Source organism: Kribbella sp. C-35, from assembly GCF_046549195.1.
Taxonomy (GTDB): domain Bacteria; phylum Actinomycetota; class Actinomycetes; order Propionibacteriales; family Kribbellaceae; genus Kribbella.
The window spans coordinates 842,250-866,349 of the sequence record NZ_JAJPWG010000004.1 but is presented as its reverse complement, the minus strand read 5'-3'; the positions used below and the strand labels follow the sequence as shown (position 1 = coordinate 866,349).

The 24,100-nt window shown below is 69.7% G+C and carries 23 protein-coding genes; 16 read left to right on the top strand and 7 right to left on the bottom strand.

Annotated elements, in window-relative coordinates:
- The first annotated feature begins 10 nt into the window (after window positions 1–10).
- Window positions 11–3,223 carry an AAA family ATPase gene (locus ACLJOO_RS29930; RefSeq protein WP_410790804.1) on the top strand — a complete coding sequence of 1,071 codons (3,213 nt, stop codon included), beginning with the start codon at window positions 11–13 and terminating at the stop codon, window positions 3,221–3,223.
- Here ACLJOO_RS29930 and ACLJOO_RS29925 read toward each other — a convergent pair.
- Window positions 3,198–3,986, bottom strand: a complete 789-nt coding sequence (locus tag ACLJOO_RS29925; protein ID WP_410790803.1) for an SDR family NAD(P)-dependent oxidoreductase — start codon at window positions 3,984–3,986, stop codon at window positions 3,198–3,200. The two genes, ACLJOO_RS29930 and ACLJOO_RS29925, sit on opposite strands and share 26 nt — an antisense overlap.
- 1 nt (window position 3,987) lies before the next feature.
- Window positions 3,988–4,677 (bottom strand): TIGR03089 family protein, encoded by a 690-nt coding sequence (locus ACLJOO_RS29920; protein WP_410790802.1) that lies wholly within the window; start codon window positions 4,675–4,677, stop codon window positions 3,988–3,990.
- Window positions 4,678–4,744: 67 nt separating this feature from the next.
- On the opposite strand from ACLJOO_RS29920, the gene ACLJOO_RS29915 reads away from it, so the two are divergent.
- Window positions 4,745–4,981 carry a twin-arginine translocase TatA/TatE family subunit gene (locus tag ACLJOO_RS29915; protein WP_410790801.1) on the top strand — a complete coding sequence of 79 codons (237 nt, stop codon included), beginning with the start codon at window positions 4,745–4,747 and terminating at the stop codon, window positions 4,979–4,981.
- Here the strand turns inward: ACLJOO_RS29915 and ACLJOO_RS29910 are convergent.
- Entirely contained in the window at window positions 4,928–5,851 is a 924-nt protein-coding gene (locus ACLJOO_RS29910) for a LysR family transcriptional regulator (RefSeq protein ID WP_410790800.1), read from the bottom strand. The two genes, ACLJOO_RS29915 and ACLJOO_RS29910, sit on opposite strands and share 54 nt — an antisense overlap.
- A 70-nt stretch (window positions 5,852–5,921) precedes the next feature.
- Here ACLJOO_RS29910 and ACLJOO_RS29905 point away from each other — a divergent pair, with 70 nt between their 5' ends.
- The 7 genes from ACLJOO_RS29905 (at window position 5,922) to ACLJOO_RS29875 (ending at window position 11,875) form a co-directional block, all read left to right on the top strand.
- The gene (locus tag ACLJOO_RS29905; RefSeq protein ID WP_410790799.1) at window positions 5,922–6,758 is read left to right on the top strand and encodes an SDR family NAD(P)-dependent oxidoreductase; all 837 of its coding nucleotides are present in this window, start codon (window positions 5,922–5,924) and stop codon (window positions 6,756–6,758) included.
- 41 nt (window positions 6,759–6,799) lie between these two features.
- Complete coding sequence (locus ACLJOO_RS29900; RefSeq protein ID WP_410790797.1) at window positions 6,800–6,991, top strand: hypothetical protein; 192 nt, start codon at window positions 6,800–6,802, stop codon at window positions 6,989–6,991.
- Entirely contained in the window at window positions 6,988–7,143 is a 156-nt protein-coding gene (locus ACLJOO_RS29895; RefSeq protein ID WP_410790796.1) for a hypothetical protein, read from the top strand. Before ACLJOO_RS29900 ends, ACLJOO_RS29895 begins: the two co-directional genes overlap by 4 nt.
- 9 nt (window positions 7,144–7,152) lie before the next feature.
- A complete protein-coding gene (locus tag ACLJOO_RS29890) occupies window positions 7,153–8,490 on the top strand; it encodes a hemolysin family protein (protein ID WP_410790795.1) in 1,338 nt (445 codons plus the stop codon).
- Entirely contained in the window at window positions 8,487–9,566 is a 1,080-nt protein-coding gene (locus tag ACLJOO_RS29885) for a hemolysin family protein (protein WP_410790794.1), read from the top strand. The genes ACLJOO_RS29890 and ACLJOO_RS29885 overlap by 4 nt, the downstream gene beginning before the upstream one ends.
- A 135-nt stretch (window positions 9,567–9,701) precedes the next feature.
- Window positions 9,702–10,769: an NAD(+)/NADH kinase gene (locus tag ACLJOO_RS29880; RefSeq protein WP_410790793.1), complete on the top strand. Its 1,068-nt coding sequence runs from the start codon at window positions 9,702–9,704 to the stop codon at window positions 10,767–10,769.
- A gap of 11 nt (window positions 10,770–10,780) precedes the next feature.
- The gene (locus tag ACLJOO_RS29875; RefSeq protein WP_410790792.1) at window positions 10,781–11,875 is read left to right on the top strand and encodes a mannose-1-phosphate guanylyltransferase; all 1,095 of its coding nucleotides are present in this window, start codon (window positions 10,781–10,783) and stop codon (window positions 11,873–11,875) included.
- A gap of 110 nt (window positions 11,876–11,985) precedes the next feature.
- Here ACLJOO_RS29875 and ACLJOO_RS29870 read toward each other — a convergent pair whose 3' ends face one another.
- The 3 genes from ACLJOO_RS29870 to cofD form a co-directional block, all read right to left on the bottom strand.
- Entirely contained in the window at window positions 11,986–12,702 is a 717-nt protein-coding gene (locus ACLJOO_RS29870) for a DUF3105 domain-containing protein (protein WP_410790791.1), read from the bottom strand.
- 86 nt (window positions 12,703–12,788) lie between these two features.
- Window positions 12,789–13,763 (bottom strand): coenzyme F420-0:L-glutamate ligase, encoded by a 975-nt coding sequence (locus tag ACLJOO_RS29865; protein WP_410790790.1) that lies wholly within the window; start codon window positions 13,761–13,763, stop codon window positions 12,789–12,791.
- Window positions 13,760–14,737 (bottom strand): 2-phospho-L-lactate transferase, encoded by a 978-nt coding sequence (gene cofD / locus ACLJOO_RS29860; protein WP_410790788.1) that lies wholly within the window; start codon window positions 14,735–14,737, stop codon window positions 13,760–13,762. Before cofD ends, ACLJOO_RS29865 begins: the two co-directional genes overlap by 4 nt.
- A gap of 114 nt (window positions 14,738–14,851) precedes the next feature.
- On the opposite strand from cofD, the gene ACLJOO_RS29855 reads away from it, so the two are divergent.
- From ACLJOO_RS29855 to ACLJOO_RS29840, 4 genes are all read left to right on the top strand, one after another.
- Window positions 14,852–16,102 carry a hypothetical protein gene (locus tag ACLJOO_RS29855; RefSeq protein WP_410790787.1) on the top strand — a complete coding sequence of 417 codons (1,251 nt, stop codon included), beginning with the start codon at window positions 14,852–14,854 and terminating at the stop codon, window positions 16,100–16,102.
- 330 nt (window positions 16,103–16,432) lie between these two features.
- Window positions 16,433–16,684: a WhiB family transcriptional regulator gene (locus tag ACLJOO_RS29850; protein ID WP_020389877.1), complete on the top strand. Its 252-nt coding sequence runs from the start codon at window positions 16,433–16,435 to the stop codon at window positions 16,682–16,684.
- 199 nt (window positions 16,685–16,883) lie between these two features.
- A complete protein-coding gene (locus ACLJOO_RS29845; protein ID WP_410790786.1) occupies window positions 16,884–19,799 on the top strand; it encodes a glycosyltransferase in 2,916 nt (971 codons plus the stop codon).
- Window positions 19,796–21,277, top strand: a complete 1,482-nt coding sequence (locus tag ACLJOO_RS29840; RefSeq protein WP_410790784.1) for a DUF5719 family protein — start codon at window positions 19,796–19,798, stop codon at window positions 21,275–21,277. Before ACLJOO_RS29845 ends, ACLJOO_RS29840 begins: the two co-directional genes overlap by 4 nt.
- On the opposite strand, the gene ACLJOO_RS29835 is transcribed toward ACLJOO_RS29840, so the two are convergent.
- Window positions 21,278–21,661, bottom strand: coding sequence for a DUF3499 domain-containing protein (locus ACLJOO_RS29835; RefSeq protein ID WP_130382495.1), 384 nt, complete (start codon window positions 21,659–21,661; stop codon window positions 21,278–21,280).
- A 31-nt stretch (window positions 21,662–21,692) separates the two neighbouring features.
- Here ACLJOO_RS29835 and ACLJOO_RS29830 point away from each other — a divergent pair, with 31 nt between their 5' ends.
- The 3 genes from ACLJOO_RS29830 (at window position 21,693) to ACLJOO_RS29820 (ending at window position 24,090) form a co-directional block, all read left to right on the top strand.
- Window positions 21,693–22,139 (top strand): metallopeptidase family protein, encoded by a 447-nt coding sequence (locus ACLJOO_RS29830; RefSeq protein WP_410790783.1) that lies wholly within the window; start codon window positions 21,693–21,695, stop codon window positions 22,137–22,139.
- 138 nt (window positions 22,140–22,277) lie between these two features.
- Window positions 22,278–23,354 carry a Gfo/Idh/MocA family protein gene (locus tag ACLJOO_RS29825; RefSeq protein ID WP_410790781.1) on the top strand — a complete coding sequence of 359 codons (1,077 nt, stop codon included), beginning with the start codon at window positions 22,278–22,280 and terminating at the stop codon, window positions 23,352–23,354.
- Window positions 23,347–24,090 carry a ThuA domain-containing protein gene (locus tag ACLJOO_RS29820; RefSeq protein WP_410790780.1) on the top strand — a complete coding sequence of 248 codons (744 nt, stop codon included), beginning with the start codon at window positions 23,347–23,349 and terminating at the stop codon, window positions 24,088–24,090. The genes ACLJOO_RS29825 and ACLJOO_RS29820 overlap by 8 nt, the downstream gene beginning before the upstream one ends.
- Window positions 24,091–24,100: the final 10 nt, after the last annotated feature.

The following is a 24,100-nucleotide window of genomic DNA, read 5'->3' as shown; positions in this document are numbered from 1 at the left end:
TGGGGGCGCGATGACCGAGGAACGCAAGGTCGTCACGGTGCTGTTCTGCGACCTCGTCGGCTTCACGACCGCGTCCGAGTCCGCCGACCCCGAGGACGTCCGGCGCTGGCTGGCGCCGTACCACTCGACCCTGCGGCAGACGGTCGAGCGGTACGGCGGGACCGTCGAGAAGTTCGCCGGGGACGCCATCCTGGCCGTCTTCGGCGCGCCGCGGTCCCGGGAAGACGACGCCGAACGGGCGGTCCGGGCCGGCCTGGCGATCCTCGAGGCGGTGCGGACGCTGCCGAACGGGCCGCTGGAGGTCCGGATCGGCATCGAGACCGGTGAGGCGCTCGTCCAGCTGACCGCGCGACCCGAGCTCGGCGAGCCGTTCGTCACCGGCATGGTGGTCAACCTCGCGGCCCGTCTGCAGTCCTCCGCGCCGATCGGCGCGGTCGTCGTCGGGCACGGTACTCACGAGGCGACGAATCGCGTCTTCGGCTACGACGCGCTGGAACCCGTTGCGGCCAAGGGAGTCAGCCGTCCGGTCGAACGCTGGCAGGCCGGCTCGCCGCGAGCACGCTTCGGTACGGACGTCATCCGCGACCTCAGTACGCCGATGGTCGGCCGGCAGCGCGATCTGACCTTGCTGTGCACGGCGTTCGAGAAGGCCCTCGCGGAGCGGGTGCCGCAGTTCGTCACGCTGCTCGGCGAGCCGGGCATCGGCAAGTCGCGGCTGACCGCGGAGTTCGGCGCCTGGCTCGATCGGCACGACGAGCTCGTCACCTGGCGCGAAGGCCGATCGCTGCCGTACGGCGAGACGCCGTTCGGGCCGATCGCCGAGATCTTCAAGGTGCAGGCCGGGATCCTGGACACCGACCCGCCGGCGCAGGCCGTGGCCAAGCTCGACGCGATCGTGCCGGACGGCGCGGACCGTGCCTGGCTGCGGGCCCGGGTCGGCCCCTTGGTCGGCGCCGACCAGTCCGCTCAGCCGGGGTCGGCGACCCAGGAGGAGTCGTTCGCGGCCTGGCGGCAACTGCTGGAATCGTTCGCCGAGCAGTCGCCCGTGGTCCTGGTGTTCGAGGATCTGCACTGGGCCACGGATGCGATGCTCGCCTTCGTCGATCACCTGGCCGAATGGCTGACCGACCTGCCGCTGGTGGTCGTCGTCACCGCCCGCCCCGAGCTGCTCGAACGCGGACCGCAGTGGACCCGCGGGATCCAGAACGCCCTCACCCTCGGCCTCTCCCCGCTGACGGCGGACGAGACCGATCAACTCCTCACCGGGATGCTCGCCGGTCAGGACGTGCCGGCGGAGATCCGCCGGCGTCTGGTACGCCGTGCCGACGGCAACCCCTTGTACGCCGAGGAACTCGCCCGGATCGTGACCGACTGCGGCCCGGACCAAGCCACCTCTGCCGAGCTGCCCGCAGGCATCGCCGCGCTCATCGCGGCTCGGCTGGACACGCTGGACCCCGATCGCAAGGCACTGCTCGCGGATGCCGCCGTGGTCGGCCGGGTGTTCTGGGCCGAAGCCGTCGCCGCCTTGTCCGGCCGCGACCCGGCGGAGGTCGTCCAGGCGCTGCAGGAGCTGGCCCGCAAGGAGCTGGTGCGACCGGTCCGGCGGTCGTCGATGCTGGACCAGCGCGAATACTCCTTCTGGCATGCACTGACCCGCGACGTCGCCTACAGCCAGGTGCCGCGCGCGGCTCGGTCGGCACGGCACCTCGCTGCCGCCGACTGGCTCGAGCTGCGCTGCGCTGCCTGTCAGGCCGAGACGCCGAACCTGATCGCGTACCACCTCAGCACGGCACTCGACCTTGCCGCCGCAGCGGGCGACACGGACGCGGTCGCGGCGATCGCTCCCCGGGCGCGGAAGTACCAGCTGATGGCTGCGGAGCTGGCGATGAACCTCGACACCAACGAGGCGCTCGCCCTGCTCGACCGCGCGCTGGCCCTGAGCCCGGCCGGCGATCCCGAACGTCCCACCGTCCTGCTGCGCTGGGGCTGGGCGGCTTTCCAGGCGGGCCGCCTCGGCGACGCCCAGGCCGCGTACCTCGAGGCGATCGCCGGATTCGAGGCGATCGGGGACACCCGCGGAGTCGCGCTCGCCCTACGAGCCTCGACGTACTCGCTGACCAGCATGGAGGAGAGCCTGGCGACGGTCGACCGGGCGGTCGGGATGCTCGAGGAGCTCGGGCCGAGCGAGGACCTGGTGCTGTTGCTGTCCGGCCAGGCGAGCATCCGGGTGGTCGCGAGCCGTTATCAGGATGCGATCGACTCGGCGAACCGTGCCCTGCGGATCGCGACCGAGCAGGGGTACGACGTACCGCACCGGGCCCTGGAGTCGCGGGGGCTCGCCCGGGTCGGTCTGGGTGACACCGGTGGGCTGGTCGACGTCAAGGAGGCGCTGACCGCGCTGCTCGAGGGCGGTCGGGGGCGCGATGCGGCGGTGACATGGCTGAACTACGGCTGGGTGCTGTGGCAGATCGAGGGACCGGTGGTTGCCTTGGGCGAGCTGGAAGCGGCTCGCGAGTTCTCCGCCCGGCGCCGGTTGGCCGAGATGGAGGAGCAGATCGGCTGTACCGTCCTGCAGTTGATGATCGAGACCGGCCGGTCGGCCGAGGTGATCGCGGCGTGCCGGGCCCAGCTCGAGCACCCTTCGCCGGCGTTCACCCTGTTGCGGCGCATCGAGGTCCTCGGCGCGCTGGCGGTGGCGGAGGCCGAGGCCGGCCTTCCGGGCGCTCGCGATCACGCCGAGGAGGCGTACCGGGTGGCGGTCGAGGCGGGCTGGCCGGACATGATCGCTGTTGCGGCCTCGCCCGCGGCGACGACGCGTGCGCGCGACGGCGACCGGGACGGCGTCCTGGAGATCCTGCAGTTGCTCGCCTCGCTGGCCGATCTGCACGGCAGCATCGAATTCGATGTCCGCTTGCCGTCGCTGGTGCGGGCGGCGCTCGCCGTGGGCCACGCCGAAGCCGCGGCCGTCCTCGCGGACTCCGTGGATCCGGTGCTGCCGATGCGCGAGTACGCCGCGACGACGGCCCAGGCGCTACTCGCCGAACACCGCGGCGACACCGAGACCGCGGCCGCCGGGTTCGCGCGCGCAGCCGCGGACTGGGGCGCCTTCGGCAACAAACTCGAACAGGCCCACGCACTCCGCGGCCTGCACCGCACTACGGGCGATCCCGCCGCCCTGGCCCAGGCCGAGCAGCTGTTCAGAGCCCGGGATACTCCTTCTTGAAGGCGCCGGTGGTCGACAGGTCTAGGACGCCGGGGCCGGTGAGGACGCCGCCTTCCACCGGGAGGGTGTGGCCGGTGATCCAGGAGGCGTCGTCGGAGGCGAGGAAGGCGACGGCGGCGGCGATGTCCTCGGGCTCGCCGATGCGGCCGAGCGGGTACATCGTGCCGAACTTCTCCAGGGTTTCCGGCTGGTTGTCCCAGTTCGGGGTCCGAATGGTGCCTGGGGCAACCACATTGAACCGGACGCCGAGGTTGCCGTAGCGGGCGGCGTAGTTGACCGTCATCGCGACCTGTCCGGCCTTGGCGGCGGAGTACTCGATGTTGCCGAAGGCGGCGATCCCGTTCACCGAGCTGATCGTGACGACGTTGCCGCGGTTCTGCACCAGCTGGGGCAAAGCCGCCTGGATGCAGCGCGAGGCGCCGACCAGCGTGAGGTCCAGCTGCGCGTGCCACTCCTCGGCGGTGGCGTCCTCGGGCACGGAGCGCACGATGCAGCCGCCGGCGTTGTTCACCACGACGTCCAGGCGACCGAACCGCTCGACCGCGGCCGCGACCGCCGCGTCGACGTCGTCCCGACTCGTCACATCGACCCGAATCCCGAGCGCGTTCGGGCCGATCTCCTTCGCGACCTCGGTGACCTTCTCCTCCTGGAGATCGGTCACCACCACCGACGCGCCTTCGTCGGCCAGCCGCCGCGCGACCGCCGAACCGATGCCCTGCGCCGCCGCCGTAACCAGTGCGACCTTTCCTTGGAACCGCTGCACGCTACCCCTCCCCATTGTCGAGTACTCGGTCGACCTTCTCGTCCGTTACCCGACGCTCCAGCTTCGCGGCGTCCAGGTTGCGGCAGAGCACGATCGAACCACCCCCGGCGATCACGCCGACCAGCAGGGCCAGGCCGTCGCGGTCCGTCAGGGTGCGTGTGGTGAGGATACGATCGCTGATCGGTTCGGCCGTACCGACCAGGTCCTCGTGGGTGAGGTCGTCGTACGCCGGGGACGCAGGCGTCGGCGGGTCGAACGGGACGAACACGTCCGGATGGTTGTAGACCTCGGCGCCGTAGTCCTGGATGCCGTCCGGGAGCGGCTCGCGGAAGCGGCCGCCGAGCGGGAGCAGCGCGGAGGCGACGGTCTCCCGCTCGCCGCGGATCGTGAAGTCCGGCCCGGTGATCGCGAGGGTCCCGGTGCCGCTGGTCAGCGAGGCGCCGACCGACCAGGTGGACAGCGCCCAGACCACGCCGAGCCAGTGCGGCGGCAGACCGATCGCGACGGTTTCGCCGGCCTCCAGGTCGTACTCGTCGACGAGCAGGTTGGCGGTCTTCGCGACCCAGTTCGCGGTGGTGACCGCGCTGAGCTCGATCCGCTCGCCGGTCGTGTCGTCGTAGTAGGTGAGGAACGGGGCGCCGCCGTCCCGGCGGACCGCGGCCGCGAACAACTCGGGCAGGACTCGTGACATATGGCCCAGCCTACGGTTCGCGGACCGACGTACGTTGGACGGGGATTGACTGGAAAGAAGGCTTGTCATGGTGCCAGAGCTCGCGCTGCCCGAAGGCGGCGAATGGATCGTCATCCTGGTCATCGTCGTACTGCTGTTCGGCGCCAAGAAACTCCCCGAGCTGACCCGCAACGCGGCCCGCGCAATGAAGGAGTTCGACAAGGCCCGCAACGGCGACGACGACGAACACCAACCTCCTCAGGTTGAGGGGTCAGGTGGGCGGGTTGACGTCGACCGCGGCGGCACGCACGGCGGCGGCCAGTAGGGCTGTTGGCTCGGGCATGCGGCCGGGTAACCGGGCGAGGATGGTGCGTCGGAGCTCCTGCGGTCCGCCTCGGACCGTGACCACCCGGACACCCGGTGGCACCGCGGAGGCCATCGACGCGGAGATCGTGGTGAGCCCCGCCCCGGCCGCGACCAACTGAAGCTTTGCGAGCCAGTCGCGGACCGTGTGCGCGATCACCGGCCGCTCGTCCAGCCCCGGCCACACGCCCATCCACAGCTCGCTGCTCGACGCCGGTCCGGCAATCCACCGCTGACCGCGCAGGTCTGCGACCTCGACCGCGTCGGACGCCGCGAGCGGATGCCCGGTCGGCACCGCCAGCCGCAGGCTCCGCTCCGCGAGCGTCTCCAGCTTCAACGCCGGCGACTCGGCGTCCGGCGGCCGGAACGGCGGAGCGGACGCGATCACCGCGAGGTCGATCGTCCCGGCCCGGAGCGCCCGGACCAGCGCGGGCGTGGAACCCTCCCGCGTCGTAACAGTGATCGCCGGGTGCGTACGACGTACCGCGCTGATTGCCCGCGGCAACAAGACCGCGCCCGCGCTCGGGAACCAGCCGAGCCGCACGGTTCCACCCGCGACCGGGAGGCCGGCCAGCTCGCGGGCTGTCGCGTCGATCTGGTCGAGGACGCCGGCGGCGTTCCGCAGTACCACCTGTCCTGCGGCAGTGAGCGCGACGCCTTCGCGGCGACGCTCGAGGAGCTGGTTGCCGGCGGCGCGTTCGAGGCCGGCGATCTGGCGGGAGACGGCCGACTGCGTGTACCCGAGCGCAGTCGCCGCGGCGGTGAACGTACCGCGTTCGGCGACCTCCCGGAACACGCGCAGGGCCACCAGCGAGACATCGGCGAAGTCCATGACATCTACGCATACCACGTGTGCGGAACTTTCGTTGGAGTCATAGCAGTCGCGGACCTACGTTGAACACATGACAGAACAACGCATCGCTGTGGTCACCGGCGCCAACCAAGGCATCGGATATGCACTGGTGGAAGAGTTGGCACAGCGGATGAACCCCGAGGACCTGGTCCTGCTCACCGGCAGGAATCCGGAACGGGTCGCCGCCGCGGCTGCTCGAGTGGAAGGAAGGGCACGGGTCGAAGGGCGCGTGCTGGATGTGACCGACGGGGACGCCGTACGGCGGTTGGCAACCGAACTGGGGAGCGTGGACATCGTGGTGTCCAACGCGGTCGGGCCGTTGGAGCCGGGTCGGACGCCGACGGAGCAGGTGGACGAGTTCGTGGATGTGGCGAATCTCGGGGCGCAGTACATGCTGCGGTCGTTCGGGCCGATCCTGCGGCCCGGTGGACGGCTGATCGTGGTGGCCAGTTCGCTGGGGACTCTGGAGCAACTGCCCGAGCACCTGTGGGAAACGTTCGACGAGGTCTCGCTGGAGGACGTCGAGAAGGTCGTGGAGGAGTGGCGTACGGCGGTCCACGACGGTACGGCGCAGGCGCAGGGCTGGCCGGAGTGGATCAACGTCCCGTCGAAGGTGGCGCAGGTCGCCGCGGTGCGCGCGGTCGCGGCCGAACGACGGGAACGGGACCTCGCCGAGAACACCCTGGTCGCGTCCGTCTGCCCAGGGCTCGTCGACACCCGTGCGTCCCGGCCGTGGTTCGAGGACTTCAGCCAGGCGAAGTCGCCGGCCGATGCCGTCGTACCGATCGCCGACCTGATCCTGGCCGACGACGTCGATCCGGGCCTCTACGGCGAGCTGATCCGCGACGGCCAGGTGGTCGCCTGGAAGCCGTCCACCCCTCGGTAAGACCCTCGTCCGCCCGCAGCGGTTAGGCTAGCCTAACTTCCGTGAGCAGTACGACGATCCACGCCGGGGACGTCGACCATCACCTGCTGATCGGCGATTCCACCTCGTTGCCTGTGCTGGAGCAGGCGGTCCGGTCGTTCCAGCGACCGGCCGGGCGCCTGCAGGCGTGGTGTGCGGCGGAGGCAGGGTCGTCCGTTCGATCCGCCCGTACCTTGTCGACGAGCTCGGTGTGAGTCGTGACGACCTGCATACGGTCGCGTACTGGATCGCGGGCGAGACGGCGGAGCGCGGCGACATCGTCCGGATGCAGGCATTCGCCAAGGCGACCGAAGACGGTCTCGACGCCACCGACCCCGCGGTGCTGCAGTCGCTGGAGTTCTCATAAGGTCGTCCCATGCTGATCCTGGCCGGCCTGGGCCTGATCCTGGCGCTGACCGTTGCCACCGGCTACTTCGTCGCCCAGGAGTTCGCGTACGTCGCCGTCGACCGGAGCCGTCTGCGGACGCTGGCCGCGGACGGTAACGCGGCGGCCGCACGAGCGCTGAGGGTCACCGCGCGACTGTCGTTCGTCCTGTCCGGCGCACAGGTCGGCATCACCATCACCGCGCTGCTCGCCGGGTACGTCGCCGAGCCGTATCTCGGTGCGGGTCTGGAGAACCTGCTCGGCGCGGCCGACGTACCGGACGCGGTGAGCAAATCGGTCTCGGTGGTCCTCGCGTTGCTGCTGGCAACGATCATCCAGATGGTGCTCGGCGAGCTGGCGCCGAAGAACCTGGCGATCGCGAAGGCCGAGGCGATCGCGCTCCGGCTGGCCCGCTCGACGCTGCTGTACCTGACCATCGCCGGACCGCTGATCCACCTGTTCGACTCGGCGTCGAACCGAATCCTCCGCCGCGTCGGCATCGAGCCGGTCGAGGAACTGCCGCAAGGCGCGACCGCGCGGGAGCTCGACCGCATCATCGAGACGTCGTACGAGCAAGGACTGCTGGACCAGGACACGATGCGGCTGCTGGATCGCGGTCTCGACTTCCGCGGCCGTACCGCGGGCGAGGCGATGGTCCCGCGGGTCGACGTGATCACTGTGCACCGCGAGGAGCCGCTGACCCGGGTCGTCGAGCTGCAGGACACCGGGCACAGCAGGTTCCCGGTGATCGGGGCCTCGGTCGACGAGGTGATCGGCGTGGTCGCGATCGGCGAGGTCGTCGAGCTCGAACCGGCCGATCGCGCGACGATCGCCGTCGGCTCGCTGGCGTCGCAGCCGGTCGCCGTACCGACGACACTGCCGCTGCCCGGCGTACTGGATCGGCTTCGGGTCGCGCGCCGGCAATTGGCGATCGTCGTCGACGAGTACGGCGGGTTCGCGGGCATCGTGTCGCTGGAGGACATCGCCGAGGAGTTGGTCGGCGAGATCCGCGACGAGGACGATCTGCCGGAGACCGGGCTGGTGCAGGGCGGTGACGGGTCGTGGGTGGTGCCGGCTCGGCGGCGGGTCGACGAGGTCGCCGAGGTGACCGGCGTACGACTGCCGGAGAGCGACGACTACGAGACGGTGTCCGGGCTGGTGATGGCGCGGCTCGGCCGGATCCCGGACGTCGGTGACTCGCTCGTCATCGAGCTGCCGCACCGGATCGACCACGACGGGCGGCCGGTTCCGCCTGAGTACGTGCGGCTCACGGTGCAGACCATCGAGCGCCGGGTGCCGGGCATCGTCGTGATGGAGCGAACGGCATGAGTACGACGCTTGCGCTGATCATCTCCGCCGTACTGCTGGCGTTGAACGGGTTCTTCGTGGCCGCCGAGTTCGCGTTGGTCGCGTCCAAACGGCACCGGCTCGAGGAGGCTGCGGCGTCCGGCAGCCGCTCTGCCCGGGCCGCGATCGCCGGCGTCAGCGAGCTGTCGCTGATGCTCGCCGGCGCACAGCTCGGGATCACGTTGTGCACGCTGGGCCTAGGCTCGCTGAGTGAACCGGCCGTTGCACATCTGCTGCATCCGCTGTTCGAGCTGGCGCACATCCCGGAGGGCGTCGGGCATGTGATCGCGCTGATCATCGCGGTCGCCGGGATCGGCCTGCTGCACGTCCTGCTCGGTGAGATGGCGCCGAAGTCGTGGGCGATCAGCAACCCCGAACGAGCCGCGCTCGTGCTGGCGATGCCGTTCCGCGGCTTCACGTACGTGTTCCGCCCGCTGCTCAGTGTCCTCAACTGGATCGCGAACTTGTGCGTCCGGCTGGTCGGCGTGACGCCGCAGAACGAGATCGCGAACGCGCACGGCCCGGACGAGTTGCGGCTGCTGATCGAGTCCTCGCGTGAACACGGGACCCTCGAACAACCCGAGCACGAACTGCTGACCGCGATGCTGGCGTTGCAGAACACCACGGTCGGGCAGGTGATGACGCCGATCGCCCAGCTCTCCACGGTCCTGGCGTCCGCGTCGGCCCGCGACGTGGAGCTGACCAGCCGCCGCGAGGGTCACTCCCGCCTTGCGGTCGTCGGGCCGCGTTCGGATGGCTCCACAGGGATCTGCGGCATCGTGCACGTCCGCGACGCGGCCCGCGTGACCACCGCCGGCGACACCACCAGCCGCGCGTCGGACCTGATGACAGCGGCCCTCGAACTCGGCGACAACACCCCGGTCGCGAAGGCGATCCGCACCATGCGCGACGAACGCTCCCAACTGGCAGTCGTCTGCGGCGGCAACACCGCGATCGGCGTAGTAGCCCTGGAGGACCTCCTAGAAGAGGTCATCGGCGAGTTCGACGACGAAACCGACCCCATCATCACCGCCACCCGCCCCACCCCACCGCTCTAACTCCCCGCCCACGGCGTCTTTGGGCACGCACCAACCGTTTTGGGGCGCTCAGAATGGTTGGCGGGGGCTCAAAGTTGCCCGGGGAGGTGGGGTGGGGGAGGTTACGGTAGGGGCGGAATGGGTTGAGGAGGGGTTGTGGCGGTTCGGCGGCTTGGGCTTGTGGTGCATCAGGGGCGTGCGGTGGCGGTGGAGACCGCGGAGACCGTCCGTCGGTGGGCGGCGGATCATGGCATCGGGTGCACGGATATCGACGTGTGGACGGATCAGGAGCGGCGTACCGGGACCGCGGAGCTGCATCACGCCGGGGATCCGGATCTGGTGGTCACGCTCGGGGGTGACGGGACGTTCCTGCGCGGCGCGCGGATCGCGGCCAAGAACAACGCCGCCGTGCTCGGCGTGGATCTCGGAAAGGTCGGGTTCCTCACCGAGGTCGCGTGCAAGGACGTCGAGGAGGCGCTCGAGGCGGTGCATCACGGCGGGGCGACGTACGAGGAACGGATGACGCTGACGATGCGCGCGTCGCGGCCGTTGGAGATCCCGAGCGGGATCGAGTCGCTGCTGCGGTACGGGCACGGGCCGGCGTTGCCTCCGCCTCCGGTACGGCACGAGATGGCCGAGGGTGACGGCTGGGGGCTGGCGCTCGACGTGACCGCGTTGAACGACGTGGTGGTGGAGAAACTCGCACGGGATCATCAGGTGGCGCTCGGCGTGTACCTGTCCGGCCGGCTGCTGGCGTCGTACTCCGCCGATGCGGTGATCGTCGCGACGCCAACCGGGTCGACGGCGTACAGCTTCGCCGCCGGCGGGCCGATCCTGTCGCCGAACACCGAGGCGATCGTATTCACTCCGGTCGCACCGCACATGACCTTCAACCGCACGGTCGTCGCGGCGCCGGACGAGCCGATCGCGCTACGGGTGCTGCCGCACTCCGGGCAGGCCGCGGTCAGCATCGACGGGCAGTTGCGCGGCGTCCTCGATCCGGGAGACTGGATCGGGGTGTACGGGTCGCCGCAGCGGTTGCGGTTGGTACGGCTGCGTCCGACGGACTTCTACGGCCGGCTACGCGACCGCTTCCACCTCACGGACGCACCCGCGACAGCCCTGGACGGGCAGTCCGAACTGTTCTGGCAGCCCGCGGATACGCCCGTACCCCCGGACCTCAAGCACCTCCGGATTCCGCAACCGCCTGGTGACGACCGGTAGGGTCTCTCCTCATGCGAAACGTGGTGATCCTGGCGGGTGGTTCAGGGACGCGGTTGTGGCCGATGTCCAGAGACGACAGGCCGAAGCAGGTGCTGCCGCTGGCGGCGGGGCAATCGCTGCTGCGGGTGGCGTACAACCGGCTGCTCGGGCTGGTCGCTCCGGAGAACATCTACGTCTGCACCGTCGGTGCGATCACCGACGTGGTGCGCAAGGAACTGCCGGAACTCGGTCCGCACAACATCATCGGTGAACCGGCCCGGCGGGACACCGCGAACGCCGTCGGTCTCGCGTCCGCTGTGGTCGCGCGGAACGATCCGGACGCGATCGTCGCGTTCGTCGGGTCGGACCACCTGATCAGCCCCGAGGACGAGTTCCGGGCCGCGATCGAGCACGGGTTCGAGGTGGTGGAAGCGCGCAGCCGGTCGCTGGTGACGTTCGGGATCGAGCCGACGCACCCGCACACCGGGCTCGGGTACATCGAACGCGGCGCGCCGATCGACGGTACGTCGGCGTACATCGTGGACCGCTTCCGCGAGAAGCCCGACCGGGCGACGGCCGAGGAGTACCTGGCCACCGGGCGGTTCTGGTGGAACTCCGGGATGTTCGTCTGGCAGGCCTCCACCGTGCTGAACGTGCTCGACACGCTGCTGCCGGACTCGGCCGCCAGGCTGCGTGAGGTCGCCGCGGTCTGGGACACCCCGGAACGGGAGGCGACGCTCGCGGAGATCTACCCGAACCTGCGCAAGATCAGCGTCGACTACGCGGTCATGGAGCCGGCGTCCCAGGGCAAGGTCGACGCGGACGTGGTCGTCGTACCGATGCCCGTGCATTGGCTGGACGTCGGCTCGTGGGCCGCGCTCGCCGACACGTACGCCGCCGACCCCAACGGCAACCGCACCGACAGCGTCACCCTGAGCTGCCTACTCGACTCCCACGACAACATCATCGTCACCGACGACCCCAACCACCTGGTCGCCACCGTAGGCCTCCGCAGCCACATCATCGTCCACACCCAGGACGTCACGATGGTCTGCCCCCTATCAGACGGCGAACGCGTCAAAGACCTGGTAGCCCAAGTCCAGTCCGACCACGCGAACTACATCTGACCCAGCACAAACACGAGGGGATATCCGCTCGTGTTGTGGGTTCTCCGTTCGTGTACCAGGGGAGAACCCACAACGCGAAGGGATATCCCCTCGTGTTGTGCTGGTGTGGGTCAGCCGCCGTTTGGTTCTTGGGCGTCGGTGGCTGGGTATTTCTCCATGAACTGCTTCAGGGCCTCGCCGCTGACCGATCCGCAGAACTGGCGGTGGCCGAAGGACTTCTGGGCGGAGTCGGGGCCGCTCCAGTGGGCGAAGGCGAGGTTCTTGCCGTCCGGCCAGCCCTTGCCCTCGGTCTGCTTGAACGGTGCGGCGATGAACTTGCTGAGCGAGGCGTCGGGGAGCTTCGACTTGGCGATCTTCTCGATCTGGTCGATCTGATCCTTCGGCAGCGTGTCCTTGTACCAGAGGATCGTGTAGCCGTGCTCGAGGTTGTGGACGAGGTTCTCCACCGCGGGACGGTCGCTCTCGTCGTAGAACTTCTTGTCGAACGGCGCCCAGACCGCGTAGTGCGGGCCGGACGACGGCGGGGAGACGTCGTACATGATCTTCTCGCCGTCGGGGCGGTGGTCCTGGGTGCCGCCGGCCACGTCGTTGGTGGGGGCGTCGCAGGAGGCCGCGGTCGCGGCGACACCGAAGTCGGTCAGGGCCTGGTTCTTGGTCCGGGAGTCCTGGATCAGCTTGATCGCCGGGTAGGCGATGATGGCCAGGCCGACCACGATGGAGCACACCACGATGAGGATCGTCCGGCGGCGGTCCGAGCGGGCCTGCTCGCGCTGCATCTTCTCGATCATCTCGCGGCGCGACTGTTTCTGCGACGACGCTTTACCCACAGTGTTGGTCTTCCCGGATCGGGGCGGCCACCGCGCCGCCGTGCGAAGGCAGTGTACGAGGTGCCCCTGAGAAGTCGCCTAGAAAACTATCGGGACCGTGAGCCGAACGTGACCGTCGCCTCGCTGCCCGGTCCCGGCCGCACCGCCACGCCGTACCCCTCGGCATGCAGCAGGACAGCCAGCCGCTCCGCGACCATTCCCACAGTCACCGGCTCGTCACCGAACACCGTGACAGCGTTGTCACAAGCCTCGAGCCGAACCCCGTCGACGTCAGCGAGCAGCCCGGACCACAGCGCCGAATCGACTGAACGCGGTCCGGCCGGCGGTCGCCGATCGAGTACGGCGGCCCGCGCGGCCTCCCGCGTTCCCAGGCTGAACATGTCGTGCTCGGCGTCCCGCACCAGCGCCCGCGCGCCCGGCCCGTGCTCACCGACCGGCAGTACGGCGTCGTCCAGTCCACGCAGTACGGCGACCGGCACGCCGTCCGCCTTGCCCTTCACCAGCTCGCTGGCACCTGCGATCTCGTCGGCCAACGCGGGCTCGGTCACCGCGAGGACGTTGCCGTGGCTGTCCGTCGTACCGCGCAGGTCCTCCACGACGCGGACGCCGGCGGCGCCGATCGCCAGGTCGGTCTGACCGTTGCGCCACGGGCGGCCGAGCGTGTCCGTGACGATGATGCCGACATTGACGTCGTACCGCTCCTTCAAAGCGGTCCGCAGCTCACGGGCCGATGCGTCCGGGTCGATCGGGAGCAGCAGGACCGTGCCGGGTGCCGTGTTCGACGTATCGGTCCCGGCCGCGGCCATCACGAGGCCGTGCCGGGTCTGCACGATCCGCGTCTCGCCGCGCTGCGCGACGACCCGCACGAGCTCGGCGTCGACCGCCTCCTGGCGGGTGCCGTACGTGAGCCGGCCCTCCGCCTTGCTGACGATCTTCGACGTCACCGAGACGACGTCGCCGTCGCGCAGGTCGGTGCCTTCGGCGATCAGCGCGGCCAGGTCGTCGCCGGCCGCCACCTCGGGCAGTCCGGTCACCGGGAAGATCTCCAGGTGCTTCCTCATCGCCGTACGGCCTCCGCGAGGGTCAGTGCCGCGTCAGCCATCGCGGCGGTTTTGGTCTCGTCCGTCATCCACAACGGCACCGCCTGCACGTGAATTCCGGCCCCGGCGATCGAGTCCGCCTGGATCGCGTCGGAGGAGTCGATCAGCCAGCCGTCCAGTACGCCGCCGGACGTGCGGGAACCGTAGTACCGGGCCACGGCCGACGCGGTGGACGCGACACCGACGGTGGCGAGCACCTTGTCGGCCATTCCACGGACCGGACCGGTGCCGATGATCGGGGACAGCCCGATGACCGGCGCCTTCGTCTCGCGGACCGCGTCCCGGATCCCGGGGACGCCGAGGATCGTGCCGACCGAGACGACCGGGTTGGACGGCGGCACGATCAGTACGTCGCAGTCCGCGATCGCCTCGAGTACGCCGGGTGCGGGCTTGGCCTTGTCCTGGCCGACGGGAACGATCTGGTGCGCGGGGATCCCGGCCTGGTAGCGGACCCAGTACTCCTGGAAATGAATGGCCTTGCGCCGCCCGGGCTGCTCCGGGTCGTCCACCACCACGTGGGTCTCGATCCGGTCGTCGCTCATCGGCAGCAGCCGGACCGGCAGCTTCCAGCGCGTGGACAGCGCCTCGGTGACCGCACTGAGCGTGAAGCCGGCGTCTAGCATCTGCGTGCGCACCAGGTGCGTCGCCACATCCCGGTCGCCGAGCCCGAACCAGGTCGGTTCCACGCCGTACGCCGCGAGCTCCTCCTTGATCACCCAGGTCTCGTCCTCACGGCCCCACTTACGCTCCTCGGAGATGCCGCCGCCGAGCGTGTACATCACGGTGTCGAGGTCGGGACAGACCCGCAGCCCGAACAGGGTGATGTCGTCCGCGGTGTTCCCCACGACGGTGATCTCGGCGTCCGGACGGGCCTTCAGGAGCCCGAGCAGGAAGGTGGAGCCGCCGATGCCGCCGGCCAGCACTGTCAATCGCATGGGAAGAGTCTGCCCGAGTCGTCAATGCGTCGGACCACCGCACGACTATGCTGCGGAGGGTCATCACGTCCGCACAGCTCAGTTGTACGGCCCCCCAACATCCGAGGAGCCCTCGTGGTCACCGACGCAACCAAGAAGCTCAGAGAGCCGGTCGCGTACACCTTGCTCGCATTCGCCGGCCTGCTCGCACTGGCCTCGCTGTTCCAGTTGTTCGTCGGTGGGATCGGCTTCGTCGCCGCTTCCAGCGGCGTGCACTCCGTCATTGTCCCGCCGTCCATCACCACGCTGGCGCTGCTTCCCGCGCTGGTCGGTGCGGTCTGGCTGGTCAACGAAGGTGAGCGGACGCCGAACGCACGCATTGTCGTGTTGGGCGCGCTCATCGTCACCGGTCTCTTCCTGCTGATCGGCCTGGTCGCCACGTTCGCGCAGTTCAACAGCAGCGGCACGGCCGGCGAGAAGATCGTCGGTTTCATCGCCTCTCTCGGTGGTCTCGCGCTGTACGGCGGCATCGGTCTGTACGCACTGAAGACCTTCCAGGCGCTGCCGGCGCCGGTGCGTGCGCCGAAGCCGGGCCAGTTCCAGGGTCAGCCGGGCCAGCAGTACGGCCAGACGGCGCCGTACGGCCAGCAGCAGGGCTACGGCCAGCAGGGCTACGACCAGGGCCAGCAGGGTCAGTTCGGCGGCCAGCAGGGTTACGACCAGGGTCAGCAATACGGCGGTTACGCGGCCGCTGGTGCTGCCGGCGCCGCCGGTGGCTACGTCGCGGGCCAGGACCAGGGTCAGCAGTGGCCGCAGGAGCAGGGCTGGAACCAGGGCGAGCAGCAGAACTGGTCGGCCGGCGAGGCCGAGGCCCAGCAGGCCGGTCAGCACTCCGCACAGCACGCCGGCCAGCCGGGCGCCGAGCAGGCATGGCCCGCTGAGGGCCAGAGCGCCGAGCCGACGCAGCCGTGGGCCTCAGAAGGCCAGCAGCAATGGGGCGGCCAGGACCAGGCCCAGCCTGCTCAGCAGTGGCCGCAGCAGGAGCAGCAGTGGGGCGGCGCCGACGCCGGCCAGCAGCAGTGGGGTGGCCAGGAGTACGGCCAGCAGACCCCGGCGGCCCAGGAGTGGGGCCAGCAGGAGCACGGCGCTGCTGAGGGCACCCAGGAGCCGGCTGAGGCCCAGCAGGCTCAGCAGGTGTGGCAGCAGGAGCAGGCCTGGCAGTCCGAGGAGACCCCGGCCGCCGACCAGCAGCCGGGTGCTGCCGATCCGGCACCGCAGGCCGAGGCCGCCGACGAGACCCGCATCGACCCGCGGACCGAAGCGGACAAGAACGACCCGAACCAGCAGGGCCAGGGCCAGCAGGGTTGGTGGTCGCAACCTTCCTGATCACTCAGTGATCCAGGACGGCAAGCCCTTGCCGAGCAAGTAGGGAAAAATCCCGGCGCAGAAGGTTTGAGCTCGGGTACACAGCGCGAGAGGCCTGTAACTACAGGCCTCTCGTTCTTTTGCGGCCGTGTTGCGGATGATCCCAATAGCAGAGCACGGCTTGACTTTCGTGGATTGCAGGAATGTAATTTCAACCGTGTCGTTCGTTAGGACACTCGGTATCGGGGACCGTTGCAGAGCGCAGGACGGACGAGGTCAGGCATGTGGACCGCAAACCCACATGTACAGGGGAACGAACAGGGTCGAGGAGGTCGTACCGTGACAGAGCTGATGGCGATTGTCGACGGTGAGGCGATCGAGGAGGAGCCGAACTGGCAGGAAAGGGCGTTGTGCGCCCAGACCGATCCAGAGGCTTTCTTCCCGGAGAAGGGCGGTTCCACCCGCGAGGCCAAGAAGGTGTGCCTCGGCTGCGACGTCCGGGGCGAGTGCCTCGAGTACGCGCTGCAGAACGACGAGCGCTTCGGGATCTGGGGCGGCCTGTCGGAGCGGGAACGCCGCAAGCTGAAGAAGAAGGCCGTCTGAGCCGTCGGTAACAGCACAAACACATCAGGACTTCCGCGAGGCCCCGGGCGAACGCCGCCCGGGGCCCGCGGCTTTCTGACCGGGGCGGTGGGGCGGGGGAGTTGGACACAGACACTCCGACGGCGGCTGTATGGTGATTCCTCGCCGGGACCTGCGGTCACGGTGACCGTCCGCAAGCATCGAGGTGTCACAGCTCCGCATGGAACAAGAAGCCCCGGCCGGCTGGGAGTTCTTCGACTCTGTCGACTTCCCGACCGATCACACCGGCGACCACATGCGTCGTCCGCGGGTCCGGCATGTCGTCACCGCGGTGGTGGTCGGGCATGAGGGCGCGGCCTGGCTGCCGCGGCTGTCCGAGGCGTTGTGGGCCCTCAACCCGCGCCCGGACCGGCTGATCGCGGTCGACACCGGATCCACCGACGAAACCGCCGAACTACTCGCTGCGATGCCCGGTGTGGAGCCGGTCGTCAGCGTCTCCGCGCGGACCGGCTTCGGGATGGCGGTCGCCCGCGGTCTCGAGACGCACGGTTTCGCGCCGATCCCGAGTGCTGTCGGCCCCTACGGCGACGACGGCCACATGCCCGTGGTGGAGTGGCTCTGGCTGCTGCACGACGACTGCGCGCCGGCGCCGAAGGCCCTGGAGAAGTTGTTGCTCCAGGCCACTATGGCGCCGAACACCGGCGTCTGGGGCCCGAAACTGCGGCTCTGGCCGCGGGACCGGGAGCTGCTCGAGGTCGGCGTCACCACGTCGCTCGGCGGTCGCCGCGACACCGGCATCGAGAACGGCGAGCTCGACCAGGGTCAGCACGACCAGCCGCGGAACGTGCTCGCGGTCAGCTCGGCCGGCATGCTGGTACGCCGCGACGTCTGGGAGGCGCTGCACGGTTTCGACCCGCGGCTCCCGATGTTCCGCGACGACATCGACTTCGGCTGGCGCGCCAGCCGCGCCGGCTACCAGGTCGGCGTCGCGCCTGACGCCGTCGTCTACCACGCGCAGGCCGCGGCGACCGGCGAGCGAGCGCTGGCCGGCACCCGACGGCACGCGTACCAGCTCGACCGCGCCCATGCGTACTACACCGTCCTCGCGAACGCTCCCGGCAAACTGCTTCCACTGCTGATCCTGCGGTTCCTGCTCGGCACCGTGATGCGCTCGATCTGGTTCCTGCTCGGCAAGACACCGTCCGGTGCCGTAGACGAGTGGACCGCGTTGCTCGGCACGCTGCTGGCCGGTGGCTGGACGCAAGCACGCAAGAACCGCCGAAGCCTCGACCAGGTCCCGTACGACGACATCAAGGGACTGTTCTCCCGGTCCGTGCACGCACTGCGGCACAACCTGGAGGAGACGACCAGCACGATCTCCGAGCGGATCCGCGAAGCCTGGGCGGATGAGCCGGAAGAACAGGTCGTCACGAGCGCCCGGCGGGCCAAGTCCACTGCGCGCGTCGCGGTCGACCAGCCGAGGTGGCGGCGTCAGCTGATCCGGCGGCCGTTCCTGGTCGCATGGGTCGTGCTGGCGATCGGTGCGCTGATCGCGGCCCGCGATCTGATCGGTGGCGGAGTACTCCGATCCAACTTGTTGCTGCCGGCGCAGGAGAACCTTGCGGCGTTGTGGCATGCGGCAGCGTCAGCCCCGCCGGGTGTGACGCCACCTGCTTGGCTGGCGCAGTTCTGGGCGTTCTCGACGGTCATGTTCGGTCCGACCGGGGCGACGAACGTTCTGCTGCTCGGTGCGGTCCCACTGGCCGGTCTGGCTGCGTGGGCGTTGCTGCGGGCATTCGTCGTCGACCGCGTGGCGCGGGCATGGGGCGCATCGGCGTACGGGCTGGCTGTTTTCACGAACGGTGCGATCACGCAGGGGCGGATCGGGACGTGTGTGGCGGCGATCGTGCTGCCGCTGCTCGGTGCGGCCGTCCACACTGTTGCTCGACGGCGGCGTGTGTACGTTCAGGGCAGTTGGCGGGCCGCGTGGTTCGCGGGGATCTGTCTGGCGGTGCTGTTCGCGTTCACGCCGGCGCTCGCTCTGTTGGTCAGCGTCATCCTGGTCTTCGGCGCGGTGCTGGGGCTCGGCTGGCGGCGGCAGGGACGCCAGTTGGTGTTCTCGGTCGTGCTGGGCCTGCTGCTCGTGCTGCCGTGGACGCTGGACCTGGTGCAGCACCCGTCGAAGCTGGGGTGGGAGGCGGGCGGTCCGCCGACCGCTGCGATCGGTCCGGGCGACAGCCTGCCGCATCTGCTGACAGGTACGCCGATCGGTGCGCCGGCCCCCTGGTGGTTCGCCGTACCGCTGATTCTGGTGGCTCTGGTCAGTCTGCTGCGTCAGTCGCGGCAGCGGTACGAACTGCTCGGCTGGTTCGCCGCACTGGCCGGTCTGGCCGGGACGCTGGTTGCCAGCCGGCTCGGTGGCGGCAGCGGCCCGTTGATGTTCCTGATGACGGCCGGCTGGATCATCACCGTCGCGGTCGCCTGGGACTCGGTCGGCAAGTCCACCGAGATCATCGTCCAGGGCGTGCTCGGCATCGTCCTGCTGACCACAGTGGTGACGGCCGGCTTCTGGCTGGTGCGCGGGGTCGACGGTCCGTTGTGGCGGGGTCCCGCTCAGGACCTCCCGGCGTACCTGGTCGCTTCGCAGGACCCGCCGGACAACCAGTCGATCCTGGTGGTGCGGAAGGCGCCGGAAGGCCAGATGCGGTTCTCGCTGGTCAAGAACGGCGGACCGCGGATGGGGGCGCTCGAGGCAGCGCCGACCGCGGCACAGACCAAGCCGCTCACGGACGTCCTGGCGACGCTCGGTGGTGGCGGTAGCGGCGAGGAGGGCCGGCAGTTGGCCGGTCTCGCGATCGACTACGTGTACCTGCCGGGTCCGGTGGACCCGACGCTGCAGTCGACGCTCGACTCGCTGCCGGGCCTCACCAGAGCCAGTGCGAACGACGGCGACGCCTCCTGGCTCGTCGACCGGTCGAAGATCAAGGGCGAGACGCCGCTGGTCGACCAGACCCACACGGTCTGGCGCATCCTCGGGCTGATCGGCTGGATCCTCGCGCTGATCTTCTGTCTGCCGACGGTGCGCCGTACCGTCGCCGTACCTCAGGGCACCCACGCGAGGAGGGACCCCCGGTGAGCCGGTTGCTGTCCGACCCGCGTCTCCGGATCGGAGCCGTTGTCGTCGCCATGGCCGCGCTGGCCGGGATCGGAGTGGTCATCCACCCCGAGAGGGCCGACACCCGCGCGCAGGCCGCCGTCACCGAGCCGGCCCGCACAGTGGTGAACCGTACGGCGCTGTCCTGCCCGGTGCTGGCTCCCGGCGGCAAGATGGCCAGTGTGGTCAACGGAGTGGCGCCGACGCTGCCGGAAGGTACGCCGACCGCGCCGGGGGCCGCCGAGCCGCTGACGATCGCACCGCTGCCGACCACGTCGGACCCGGTCGGGTCGCTGCTGAAGCGCGGAACGATCGGTTCGAGTGCAACGGTCGTCAAGCCGGAGCCGCTGTCCATCAAGGGAACCGGACCGCTGGCGGCTGGGACGGTCGGCACGAGTACGACGACCGCGCCGGAGGGTGTGAACCGCGGCATGGCCAGCGTGCCGTGTCAGGTGCCCGGTTCGGACTTCTGGTTCGTCGGAGCGTCCGGTGCGAGCGACCGCCGTGACGTGCTCGTGCTGACCAACCTGGACAGCATCAACGCGGAAGTGAACGTCAGCGTGTACGCGCGGACCGGTGCCCAGGACCTGCCCGCGGCCCGGGGCATCGTGGTCCCGGCACTCGGCACGTCCGAGCTGTTCCTCAAGCAGGTCGCTCCGAACCTGCGTGACATCGCTCTGCACGTGGAATCGACAGGTGGTCGGGTAGCGGCCGCCGTCCGGTCCAACGCGTCGAACGGCACTCAGCCGGGCGGTGTGGACTGGCTGAACACCTCAGCGGCGCCCGCGACCAAGGTGTTCGTGCCCGCGGTGGCGCCCGGCGCCGGCCTGCGGATCCTGTCGGTGGCGAACCCCACTGACCTGCAGGCGACCGCCAGCCTGACGGTGAACGGGCCGAACGGGCCGTTCAAGCCGGCTGGTCTGGAGACCGTGCAGATCGAGGCCGGCTCCGTGAAGACGTTCATGCTGGACTCGGTGCTGCACGGTGACCCCAGCGCGATCACCGTGACGTCGGACCAGCCGGTGACCGCGTCGGTGCGATCCACGGACGCGAGCAGGACCGAGTTCTCGTCGATCGGGTCGGCAGAGGCGCTGACCGGACCGGCGTACCTGGTCATCCCGGCGCACAAACAGCCGGCCGTGCTGCAGGTGACGGCGCCGGGGAAGACCGGCAGCGTGAAGTTCGAGCTGCGGGACGCGGTGGACCGGGTGCTGACCACGCGGGCGCTGGACGTGGTCGGTGGTGCGACGACGCAGATCTCGTTCCCGGCGCAGCCGCGGCCGACGTACCTGATGGTTCAGCAGACGCGCGGGACCGTGGTCGCGGGCGTCACGCTGATGCCAGCGGCGAAGCCAGCTGATGACGACGTACCGCAGGTGGCCGCGTGGCCTTTGACGACGTCGCTGGTGTTCCGCGCTCAGCTGGGTGCCCAGCCGGACGTCAGCGCGGCGCTGCGGTAGTCAGCCTTCGTTGGTGTTGGCGCCGGGGTCCTGCAGCATGCGCAGGTGGCCGCGGCGCGCTACCTCGACCGGAGCGCCGGGGGTGCCGGCACCGGGCTCGCGGCGGGGCAGGGGACGTGCTGCTTCGCGGACCGCGTTCGCCAGGGCTTCCAGGTCGTCGGAGGACGGACCGGCGGCTGCGGGGTCCGGAGCGAGCCGGATGACCTCCCAGCCGTTCGGCGCGGTGAGGCGGTCGGCGTGGTCCGCGCACAGGTCGTAGCAGTGCGGCTCGGCGTACGTCGCGAGCGGACCGAGGACGCAGGTCGAGTCGGCGTACACGTAGGTGAGCGTCGATACGGCAGGCTTCTGACATCCGGCGCGCGAACAGATCCTGGCGATGCTCACGACCAGACATTACGCCCACTAGGCTGAGCCCGTGACCGAGGCTCGCCGTCATCGCAGGCACATCGACCGCCATGGGCGCGGCATGCTCGGCCCGATCAGCCGGCCGAGCAAGTTCGCGCCGCGTGGTCTGCCGCTGCAGCGGTCCGCCGCCGCGCAGTTCGACGAGGTGGTCGCGATCGAGGTGACGCGGCTGGAGAAACGGCTGCCGCAGGTGGTCGCGCGGGTCGAGTTCGCCATCGAGGACGTGCCGAACCTGGACCTGGACGCCACCGAGATCCCGCTCACGCACGCCACCGGCGGTACGTCGCACGAGCCGTACCGGATCGTGGTCTTCCGGCGCCCGATCGAGCTCCGTGCCGAACGCTCCGGCGCCGGCCTGTCCTGGCTGGTCCGCTCCGCCCTGGTCCTGGAGCTCGCCGACGTCCTCGCACTCTCTCCCGAGCAGATCGACCCCGAGTTCGACAGCGACGACGACTGAACCGGCGCCCGAGACAGCGACCGCGACAGCGAAAGAGACACACCCGTTAGCACCAGTCGGTTGACTGGTGTTGAAACGTGTTCCGTAGTGTGGAAAGCAGTTTGTGACCTTCGTTGTCATCGGGAGAGGATCGTCTCTGTGAACGATCAAAAACTGCGGGTCGGTGTCGTAGGACTGGGCTTTGCCGGACGGACGGCGCTGGAGGCGTTCTCCGAGCTGCCGGACGTCGAGGTGATCGGCCTGGCGGGCCTGGAGAAGGACACCCTGACCAGTCTGGGCGAGAAGCACGGCGTACCGCATCTGTACGAGAAGTGGGAGGACCTGCTCGAGACCCCGGGGCTGGAGGCGGTCAGCATCGGTACGCCGACGCAGCTGCACGCCCCGATCGCGCTGGCGGCCCTGCAGAAGGGTCTGCACGTGCTGTCCGAGAAGCCGCTGGCCAGGACCGTGGCCGAGGGCACGGCGATGGTCGAGGCCTCGAAGCAGGCCGGCCGGGTGCTGAAGGTTGTGTTCAACCACCGCGAGCGTGGTGACGTCGCGGCGCTCAAGCACCAGATCGACGAGGGCCAGCTCGGCCGGATCTACTACGCGAAGGCGCACTGGATGCGCCGCAACGGCATCCCCGGGATGGGCGGCTGGTTCACCAACCGGGAGCTGTCCGGCGGCGGGCCGCTGATCGACCTCGGCGTGCACATCCTCGACATGGCGCTGCACCTGATGGGTGAGCCGGAAGTGAGCACGGTGTCGGCCGACACGTTCGCCGAGCTCGGGCCGCAGGGCAAGGGCAGCCGCGACCCGAACGCGAACACGCTCGGATCGGCGTTCGAGGTGGAGGACCTGGCCACGGCGTACCTGCGGCTGAAGGGTGGCGGCGCGCTGCAGCTGGAGACCAGCTGGGCGACGTACCGGGCGCCCGGCGACAACTTCGGGATCGAGCTGTTCGGGACCGAGGGCGGCGCCAAGATCGAGGTGCAGAACTACACCAACGAGGACACGCTGCGGATCTTCACCGACGTCGGCGGCGTACCGGCCGAGGTGAAGCCGGCGACCGGCGCCGGGCTCGGCCACCGCGCCGTGGTGCGGGAGTTCGTCCGGATCGTCAAGAGCGGTGAGTGGGAAGGCCAGAACGGGTCCGAGGCGCTGCTGCGGACCGAGATCATCGACGCCTGCTACGCCTCGGCGAAGGCGGGACGAGAGGTTGTGCTCAATGACTGATCCGATTCGTGTCACCGTCTGGGGCGAGAACGTCCACGAGGGCCGCGACGAGTCCGTCCGCAAGGTCTACCCGGACACGATGCACGGAACGATTGCTGCTGCGCTGCGTGCCAAGCTGGGCGAGAACGTGGTCGTGCGCACCGCCACGCTGCAGGATCCGGAGCACGGTCTGACCGAGGAAGTGCTCGCCGACACCGACGTACTCACCTGGTGGGGGCACGCGGCGCACGGTGACGTCGACGACGCGATCGTCGACCGGGTGCAGCAGCACGTGCTGTCCGGGATGGGCCTGATCGCGCTGCACTCGGCGCATTTCAGCAAGATCTTCATCAAGCTGATGGGCACCACCTGCTCGCTCGACTGGCGGTCCGAGAACGACCGCGAGCTGATCTGGACGGTCGCCGCCGGGCACCCGATCGCGCAGGGTGTCCCGCACCCGCTGGTGATCGAGCGCGAGGAGATGTACGGCGAGCTGTTCGACATCCCGCAGCCGGACGAGCTGGTGTTCGTCAGCTCGTTCTCCGGCGGCGAGGTGTTCCGCTCTGGCTGCTGCTACCGCCGCGGCCAGGGCCGGGTCTTCTACTTCCGCCCCGGCGACCAGGAATACCCGACGTACCACCAGCCCGAGGTCCAGCAGATCATCGCCAACGCAGCCAAGTGGGCCGCCCCGACCAGCCCCCGCCAGCTGCCGACAGTCCACCACCGCAAGAACCCCGGCTGGTTCGAGAAGGCCTGAGATACACGTT

Excerpts from the sequence above, each read along its gene's own strand:
- ACLJOO_RS29930 (WP_410790804.1), top strand. The coding sequence starts at position 11 with ATGACCGAGGAACGCAAGGTCGTCACGGTGCTGTTCTGCGACCTCGTC.
- ACLJOO_RS29920 (WP_410790802.1), bottom strand. The coding sequence starts at position 4,677 with ATGTCACGAGTCCTGCCCGAGTTGTTCGCGGCCGCGGTCCGCCGGGAC.
- ACLJOO_RS29915 (WP_410790801.1), top strand. The coding sequence starts at position 4,745 with ATGGTGCCAGAGCTCGCGCTGCCCGAAGGCGGCGAATGGATCGTCATC.
- ACLJOO_RS29910 (WP_410790800.1), bottom strand. The coding sequence starts at position 5,851 with ATGGACTTCGCCGATGTCTCGCTGGTGGCCCTGCGCGTGTTCCGGGAG.
- ACLJOO_RS29905 (WP_410790799.1), top strand. The coding sequence starts at position 5,922 with ATGACAGAACAACGCATCGCTGTGGTCACCGGCGCCAACCAAGGCATC.
- ACLJOO_RS29890 (WP_410790795.1), top strand. The coding sequence starts at position 7,153 with ATGCTGATCCTGGCCGGCCTGGGCCTGATCCTGGCGCTGACCGTTGCC.
- ACLJOO_RS29885 (WP_410790794.1), top strand. The coding sequence starts at position 8,487 with ATGAGTACGACGCTTGCGCTGATCATCTCCGCCGTACTGCTGGCGTTG.
- ACLJOO_RS29875 (WP_410790792.1), top strand. The coding sequence starts at position 10,781 with ATGCGAAACGTGGTGATCCTGGCGGGTGGTTCAGGGACGCGGTTGTGG.
- ACLJOO_RS29865 (WP_410790790.1), bottom strand. The coding sequence starts at position 13,763 with ATGAGGAAGCACCTGGAGATCTTCCCGGTGACCGGACTGCCCGAGGTG.
- cofD (WP_410790788.1), bottom strand. The coding sequence starts at position 14,737 with ATGCGATTGACAGTGCTGGCCGGCGGCATCGGCGGCTCCACCTTCCTG.
- ACLJOO_RS29850 (WP_020389877.1), top strand. The coding sequence starts at position 16,433 with ATGGCGATTGTCGACGGTGAGGCGATCGAGGAGGAGCCGAACTGGCAG.
- ACLJOO_RS29845 (WP_410790786.1), top strand. The coding sequence starts at position 16,884 with ATGGAACAAGAAGCCCCGGCCGGCTGGGAGTTCTTCGACTCTGTCGAC.
- ACLJOO_RS29820 (WP_410790780.1), top strand. The coding sequence starts at position 23,347 with ATGACTGATCCGATTCGTGTCACCGTCTGGGGCGAGAACGTCCACGAG.